Genomic DNA, 7,762 nt, shown 5'->3' with positions numbered 1-7,762 from the left:
GTTTCAATGTTATAGGGGGCTTATTTGCTAGAAAATAAAAAAAAGCTTCCTAAATAGGAAGCTTCGGCTATACGTCCCAGGAGGGATTCGAACCCCCGACCGACGGCTTAGAAGGCCGTTGCTCTATCCAGCTGAGCTACTGGGACATAAAATTCAAGCGAAGATTAATATAACATATGGATGGAAAAGATTCAAGTGTTATTTTGCATAATTCGCTTATTTAGGATCTACACTACATAAATTCAGGCTACACATCGTTTTTTTTGCCTTATATAAGGGTATGTTAGAATACAGGTGAATATGTTGAAGACGAGTAGTTGAACTTCGGCTGCTGTTTCTCATATAATCTACAAATACTTTAGCTTGCGGAGGAGAGGGGGTGCCTTGAAATAAAGGACTCCAAGGTGACGACAAAAGAAAATAATATCGTATTGTTTCCGAAGACCCTGGACTACTATCAAATCCAGCTTACGGTGATGCTTGAAAACGAACGTTATGGAGAGGCGATGGCAATGCTGCGTTTTTTGATGCATTGTCAAGGGCAGGAGCAGAAACAATACGATGAATGGAATGCTCTATTACAATGGTTGGAAGCTGCATTTCCACAGTACGCTGATAGCGGGGCAGTAACGGACACTGTGGAAGAAGACGAAGTCAGTGAAGTTGAGCTGGCTCGCCGTCATGCGCGCTTTAAGCAGGAACAGGATGCAGGCTACGGTAACAAGCTCTTACAGATGGCTATGGATCAACCGTTATCCGAACAGACGATACTGGCTTTGGAGCAGCTATCCTATTTGGAGCTGCCGGAGATCGACGATGCCTTGCTTCGCTGGATTACGGAACGGGAAATCCATCCTCTTCTCCAATTTCGTGTTCTGCAGACAATGAGACGTCGCGGAATGGAAGGGACGATAGAAATCAGACGGGGTGATGAAAAGGCGGAAATCGATATTGAAACGGTTCCGTTACAGCCGGATGATTTTCCAGAGGCGATTATGCGTATTTTGGAACGGGTAGCCGACCAGACTGAGGTGCATGAGCCTACACTATTCTATTTTGCACAAGAGCTATGGTCACAGTTTGTGATGGCCGTGTACGGTACGAAAGATTACAGATCGATGTTGATCGAAGAGGACGGAATGCCGGATATTTGGGCAGCAGCCCTCCATCAGACTGTTTCGGAAAGTTTGAACGGGAATAATAGTGAAGAGGAAACTCGTGCTATATATGGCATTACAGATGCACTGCGCTTCCGTTTTGAGCAGGCGTATCGATCGATGCGATTATTCGTAGCGGCGGGAATGAACACACCTTAATGACCGGAAACGTTTACCTGTTAAAGCATTCAAGGGCCGCTCTTGAAAAAGACAGTAATGTTAGATATACTATAATGGTTATTTTGTGTGCGTTGATTGTAATGAAAACTAAGTGAAGATTTTGTTGGAGGGGAAAGCATAAAATGAAAGCAACTTGGGAGAAAATAGAGAAGAACCTTGGGGTTCTTGAAGTTGAGGTAGACGCGGATCGTGTAGCCGCTGCACTCGACAAAGCTTTTAATAAAGTGGTTAAACAAGTAAGCGTACCAGGATTCCGTAAAGGTAAAGTGCCACGTCCTATCTTTGAAAAACGTTATGGCATTGAAAGTCTGTACCAGGATGCGATTGACTTCCTGTTGCCTGAAGCTTACAGCCAAGCTGTAGAGCAAACAGACATCTTCCCGGTAGATAGCCCTGATGTTGAAATTGATCAATTTGCTAAAGGCGAATCTTTCAAATTCAAAGCAAAAGTTACGGTTAAACCTGAAGTAACTTTGGGTGACTACAAAGGCGTAGAAGTGCCTGTAAGCAAAATCGAAGTAAGCGACGAAGAACTGGCTCAAGAGCTGGAGCGCCTGCAACAACGTCATGCTGAATTGGTTGTCGTTGATGAAGATGCTGCTCAATCCGGTGATACAGCTATCATTGACTTCGACGGTTCCGTAGACGGCGTACAGTTCGAAGGTGGACAAGCTGAGAAGTATTCTCTGGAGCTGGGTTCCAACACTTTCATTCCTGGCTTTGAAGATCAAGTGATTGGTTTGCACACAGGTGATTCCAAGGATGTTGAAGTAACGTTCCCTGAGAACTACCATTCTGCTGACCTCGCTGGTAAACAAGCTGTATTTAAAGTGAAAGTTCATGAACTGAAACGCAAAGTTCTTCCTGAATTGGACGATGAATTTGCTAAAGATGTAAGTGAATTTGACACGCTTGCTGAATTCAAGGAAGACTTGAAAAAGCAATTGCTGGAGCGCAAAGAAAACGAAGCGAAAGCAGCTCGTGAAGGCGCTGTAGTGGAGAAAGTTGCTGAAAATGCAACAATCGACATTCCTGAAGCAATGGTTAAGAGTGAAGTGCAAAACATGGTTCGCGATTTCGACAACCGTCTGCGCAGCCAAGGCATGAACCTTGAAATGTTCCTCGGCTTCTCCGGTCAAAGCAAAGAAGACCTGGAAGAGCAAATGAAAGCTGATGCTGAGAAGCGCGTACGCAACAACCTCGTGTTGGAGCAAGTGGCTAAAGCAGAAAACATCGAAGTTTCCGAAGCTGAAATCAACGAAGAGCTGCAAAACATGGCTGATACTTACAAACGCTCTGTTGAAGAGATCCGCAGCATTCTGGAAAGTAACGGCTCGTTCGCTAACTTGAAAGAAGAGATCTCACTGCGCAAAACAATCGCTTTGCTGGTGGAAAATAGCAAAGAAGTTGAAGCGCCAGCTGCAGCTGCTGAGTAATTCAAACGATAAAATATACGTGTAGGCTGTAACAGGCTGCAACGTAGTAAATTAGATAAGGATAAGGCACGTAGTGAAAGTTACGTGCCTTATTTTTACCTTAGACAACCCAAATTTTAGTCGTTTATGGAAAGCGCTGAGAATGGTGTTTTTATGTTTTACATAAGTCACTACCGTATATTTGCACATACATACGAAACATGGTTAAATATGAGAAGGTCTCGGCAGGGCGTCTGTAAATAGCCTGCACTTCATATATGAGCAGGCAAATATGACACGAGACTCTGAACATGTTAAAATATTTTGTAAGGTGTTCACGTTTCATGATTGCCGCTTTCGTTTTAATGGGACATAAGGAAGCGGATGAATACAAGTGTTCATTTTAATAAAGAAAAGAGGTTGGTCGTGATGAGTCTCGTCCCTATGGTTGTGGAACAAACGAATCGAGGAGAACGATCTTACGATATTTACTCAAGGTTGCTTAAGGATCGCATCATTTTCCTAAGTGGCCCGATTGATGACGATGTCGCCAATCTCGTCATTGCACAGCTATTGTTCCTTTCTGCGGAAGACCCGGAGAAGGATATTAATTTGTACATTAACTCGCCAGGCGGTTCTGTAACTGCGGGCATGGGTATATATGATACAATGCAATTCATTAAGCCGGACGTATCGACGATTTGTGTAGGCATGGCTGCTAGTATGGGTTCCCTATTGCTCACAGCCGGTGCGCCAGGCAAGAGATACGCGCTTACCAATAGTGAAGTCATGATTCACCAGCCGCTCGGTGGCGTTCAGGGGCAAGCCTCTGACATGCTGATTCATGCGGACTGGATTATCAAAACACGTGCTAAGCTGAATCAAATCTATGTGGAGCGTACAGGTCAGCCCCTCGAAAAAATCGAACGTGATACTGACCGGGATTTCTTCATGGAAGCGGAAGAGGCAAAAGCATACGGTATCATTGACCAGGTGCTGTCTAAACCGATTAATCTGTAAAGGGGTGGCTCTATGTTTAAATTTAATGATGAAAAAGGACAATTAAAATGTTCTTTCTGCGGTAAATCTCAGGATCAGGTTCGCAAGCTTGTTGCCGGACCGGGCGTATATATATGTGACGAATGCATCGAGCTGTGCACGGAAATTGTGGAGGAAGAATTGGGTCATGAGGAAGAAGTAGACCTGAAAGACATTCCAAAACCAATGCAAATCCGTGAAATTCTGGACCAATACGTTATTGGTCAGGATCAAGCGAAAAAATCATTGTCTGTAGCGGTATATAATCACTACAAACGTATTAATACACAAAACAAAATTGATGATGTGGAACTGCAAAAAAGTAACATATTGATGCTTGGACCTACAGGTTCGGGTAAAACGTTGCTTGCGCAAACGATGGCTAAAATTTTGAACGTCCCATTTGCTATCGCAGATGCTACTTCCCTTACGGAAGCAGGTTATGTGGGTGAAGACGTTGAAAACATTTTGCTGAAACTGATTCAAGCTGCCGATTATGATGTGGAAAAAGCAGAACGCGGCATTATTTACATTGACGAAATTGATAAAGTAGCCCGCAAATCCGAAAACCCGTCCATTACCCGTGATGTATCAGGTGAAGGTGTACAGCAGGCGTTGCTTAAAATCTTGGAAGGTACTGTTGCTTCTGTACCTCCGCAAGGCGGTCGCAAGCATCCGCATCAAGAATTCATTCAAATTGATACCACGAATATCCTATTCATTTGCGGCGGTGCCTTCGACGGTCTGGAGCAAATGATCAAACGTCGTATCGGTAAGAAGGTCATCGGCTTTAACGCTACTAGCGAACAAAAAGATCTGAAACCAGGCGAATATACCTCCATGGTATTGCCTGAGGATCTGTTGAAATTCGGTCTGATTCCGGAATTCGTAGGACGTTTGCCAGTTATTTCTACGCTGGAGCCGCTTGATGAGAAGACGTTGGTTCGTATTCTGTCTGAACCGAAAAATGCGTTGACCAAGCAATACCAGAAGATGCTGGAACTGGACAATGTGAAGCTGGAGTTCAAGCAAGATGCTCTGGAAGCCATTGCTCGTGAGGCGATTAAGCGTAACACGGGTGCTCGTGGCCTTCGTGCAATCATTGAAGGGATTATGCTCGACGTCATGTACGAAGTTCCTTCCCGTGATGATGTGACGACTTGCGTCATCAACGAGCAGGTAGTGAAAGACAAAATCGCACCGGAACTCGGTGGTACAGATAAGGATAAAAAACAAGAAGAGAGCGCCTAAGGATTGATACTTCGCGATCTCTATAATATGAGAAGCCAGATCTCCACTTCACTAAACCTGTATGAGGTTTTATGGGGTGGAGGTTTGGCGTTAATGGGAGAGAAAAGTACATGTTCTTAAGACAAGACACACGTCCCGTTAAAGTCGGGAATCTGACGATTGGCGGTAGCAATGAAGTCATCATCCAAAGCATGTGTACAACCAAGACGGCAGATGTGGAAGCTACGGTAGCTGAGATTCTCCGTCTGGAAGAAGCAGGATGTCAAATAGTGCGGGTTACCGTCAATAATGAGGAAGCTGCCGCTGCCATTAAGGAAATTAAGAAGCGGATTCATATTCCGCTGGTTGCAGATATTCACTTTAATCATAAGCTGGCTCTACTGGCTATTGAAAATGGGATTGACAAGGTTCGCATTAATCCAGGCAACATTGGACGACGTGAAAAAGTGGAGGCTGTCGTTAAGGCGTGTAAGGAAAAGGGAATTCCGATTCGGATTGGTGTGAATGCCGGATCATTGGAACAGCATTTACTGGATAAGTACGGCTACCCTACGCCGGAAGCAATGGTAGAAAGTGCACTGTACCACATCGGGATACTTGAAGAACTTGATTTCCATGATATTATCGTATCCCTGAAGGCTTCTGACGTTCCGATGGCCATTGCTGCTTACACAAAGGCTGCCGAAATTATTAAATATCCACTTCATCTGGGCATCACCGAAGCCGGTACACTCTTTACTGGAACGGTTAAAAGTGCAGCGGGCATGGGAGCCTTGCTATCAGCTGGTATCGGGTCTACAATGCGTATTTCGCTAAGTGCAGATCCGGTAGAAGAAGTGAAGGTAGCACGGGAGCTGCTCAAAACATTTGGGTTGATCACGAACGCAGCTACATTGATTTCTTGTCCGACCTGCGGGCGTTTGGATATTGATTTGTTCTCTATTGCGAACGAGGTAGAGGATTACATTGCAAAACTCAAGGTGCCGATTAAAGTATCCGTACTGGGGTGCGCAGTTAACGGCCCGGGTGAAGCGAAGGAAGCTGATATCGGAATTGCCGGAGCACGTGGAGAAGGCCTGTTGTTCCGTTACGGAAAGATGATTCGTAAAGTCCCTGAGGCTGAAATGGTTGACGAATTGAAAAAAGAAATTGATATCATCGTCAAGGCTTATGAAGAAACAGGTAAAATACCAGGACGTGAAGAGCGTCACACTGCTGAGAAAGTGTAGGCAAAGTTTTTTTAAAACGGGTATAATCTTAGGCTATTGTCATGATGTAAGCACCGTGGAGAGCAGTTCTGCTACAGAACTGTTCTTCGCGGTGTTTTTGTATTTCTCTCTGATCTTTTGAAAGACTGCCGTTTAGCTCTCGTGGAAAAGGAAATACTGTCTTTCATAGAACAGCTTTTTTCAAATTGCTGAGATGAGAAACGGAGGAAATACGATGGACTTGACTATGATATTGTTATTGGTGCAAATGTTTTTCGGGATTGTCATTGGTCTGTATTTCTGGAACCTCCTGCGGAGCCAGAAAACGAACCGTAGTGCGGTGGATCGGGAATCCCGGAAGGAATTGGATAAGTTGCGCAAATTGCGTTCTATTTCACTTACCAAACCGCTGGCTGAACGCACACGACCTGCTACGTTACAGGATATCGTTGGCCAGAAGGACGGGCTGCGTGCACTCAAGGCGGCTTTATGCAGTGCGAATCCGCAACACGTCATTATTTACGGCCCCCCTGGTGTGGGGAAAACGGCTGCTGCACGTGTGGTGCTGGAAGAGGCTAAGAAAAATCAGTCCTCCCCGTTCAAGGGAGATGCTAAATTTACGGAAATTGATGCTACGACCGCCCGTTTTGACGAGCGTGGTATCGCGGACCCATTAATTGGTTCCGTGCATGATCCAATCTATCAAGGGGCAGGAGCGATGGGTGTAGCCGGTATTCCCCAACCTAAACCAGGAGCTGTAACGAAGGCGCATGGAGGAATGTTGTTCATTGATGAGATTGGCGAGCTGCATCCAACACAGATGAATAAGCTGCTGAAAGTGCTGGAGGATCGAAAGGTATTTTTGGAAAGTGCGTATTACAATTCGGAAGATTCACATACTCCTGCTTATATTCACGATATTTTCCAAAATGGTTTGCCGGCAGATTTCCGGTTGGTAGGTGCGACGACTCGTTCGCCGCATGAGCTGCCACCTGCTATTCGTTCCCGGTGTATGGAAATTTATTTCCGCGCCCTGCAACCGCAGGAGATTGCTCGTATTGCTGAAGATGCTGTTCACAAGCTGGGTTTTGGTCCTTGTCCAGAGGCGGTGGAGGTTGTACAGCGATACGCAACTAACGGTCGCGAGGCAGTCAATATGATTCAGCTTGCTGCTGGTTTGGCACTTACCGAGAAAAGAGAACGACTCGATGCTTCAGACGTAGAATGGGTAGCGGGTAGCAGCCAAATTCAGCCCCGTCCTGATCGAAAAATACCAGGCTTGCCGCAAATCGGATTTGTTAATGGGTTAGCTGTATACGGTCCGAACATGGGCATGCTGCTGGAAATTGAGGTTACCGCAGTTCCCGTTTCCGAAGGAAAGGGAAGCTACAATATTACGGGTGTTGTGGATGAAGAAGAGATTGGAGGCAACTCCCGAACACTGCGTCGTAAGAGCATGGCTAAAGGCTCTGTGGAAAATGTGCTGACGGTTTTGCGTACGCTCGGTTTATCT

6 protein-coding genes and 1 tRNA gene are annotated in these 7,762 nt (G+C 45.4%); 6 read left to right on the top strand and 1 reads right to left on the bottom strand.

Annotated features, from left to right (window positions below; all coding sequences use genetic code 11):
* Nucleotides 1–72: 72 nt before the first annotated feature.
* Nucleotides 73–146 (bottom strand) — tRNA-Arg (locus tag AC5V8P_RS20905).
* Nucleotides 147–404: 258 nt separating this feature from the next.
* Here AC5V8P_RS20905 and AC5V8P_RS20900 point away from each other — a divergent pair.
* The 6 genes from AC5V8P_RS20900 to lonB all read left to right on the top strand — a co-directional run.
* Nucleotides 405–1,316 carry a hypothetical protein gene (locus AC5V8P_RS20900; RefSeq protein ID WP_196771887.1) on the top strand — a complete coding sequence of 304 codons (912 nt, stop codon included), beginning with the start codon at nucleotides 405–407 and terminating at the stop codon, nucleotides 1,314–1,316.
* A 143-nt stretch (nucleotides 1,317–1,459) separates the two neighbouring features.
* The gene (gene tig / locus AC5V8P_RS20895; protein ID WP_064797469.1) at nucleotides 1,460–2,773 is read left to right on the top strand and encodes a trigger factor; all 1,314 of its coding nucleotides are present in this window, start codon (nucleotides 1,460–1,462) and stop codon (nucleotides 2,771–2,773) included.
* A 408-nt stretch (nucleotides 2,774–3,181) separates the two neighbouring features.
* Complete coding sequence (gene clpP / locus AC5V8P_RS20890) at nucleotides 3,182–3,772, top strand: ATP-dependent Clp endopeptidase proteolytic subunit ClpP (protein ID WP_063212211.1); 591 nt, start codon at nucleotides 3,182–3,184, stop codon at nucleotides 3,770–3,772.
* Between the two features lie 12 nt (nucleotides 3,773–3,784).
* Nucleotides 3,785–5,041, top strand: a complete 1,257-nt coding sequence (clpX, locus tag AC5V8P_RS20885) for an ATP-dependent protease ATP-binding subunit ClpX (protein ID WP_063212212.1) — start codon at nucleotides 3,785–3,787, stop codon at nucleotides 5,039–5,041.
* Between the two features lie 110 nt (nucleotides 5,042–5,151).
* A complete protein-coding gene (gene ispG / locus AC5V8P_RS20880) occupies nucleotides 5,152–6,270 on the top strand; it encodes a flavodoxin-dependent (E)-4-hydroxy-3-methylbut-2-enyl-diphosphate synthase (protein ID WP_063212213.1) in 1,119 nt (372 codons plus the stop codon).
* 214 nt (nucleotides 6,271–6,484) lie between these two features.
* A partial coding sequence (lonB, locus tag AC5V8P_RS20875; protein WP_495473823.1) for an ATP-dependent protease LonB occupies nucleotides 6,485–7,762 on the top strand: 1,278 nt, incomplete at its 3' end.

This window comes from Paenibacillus sp. N119s (assembly GCF_059447605.1).
Note: the sequence above shows the minus strand (reverse complement) of the source record. Positions and strands in the feature narration are given on the sequence as shown.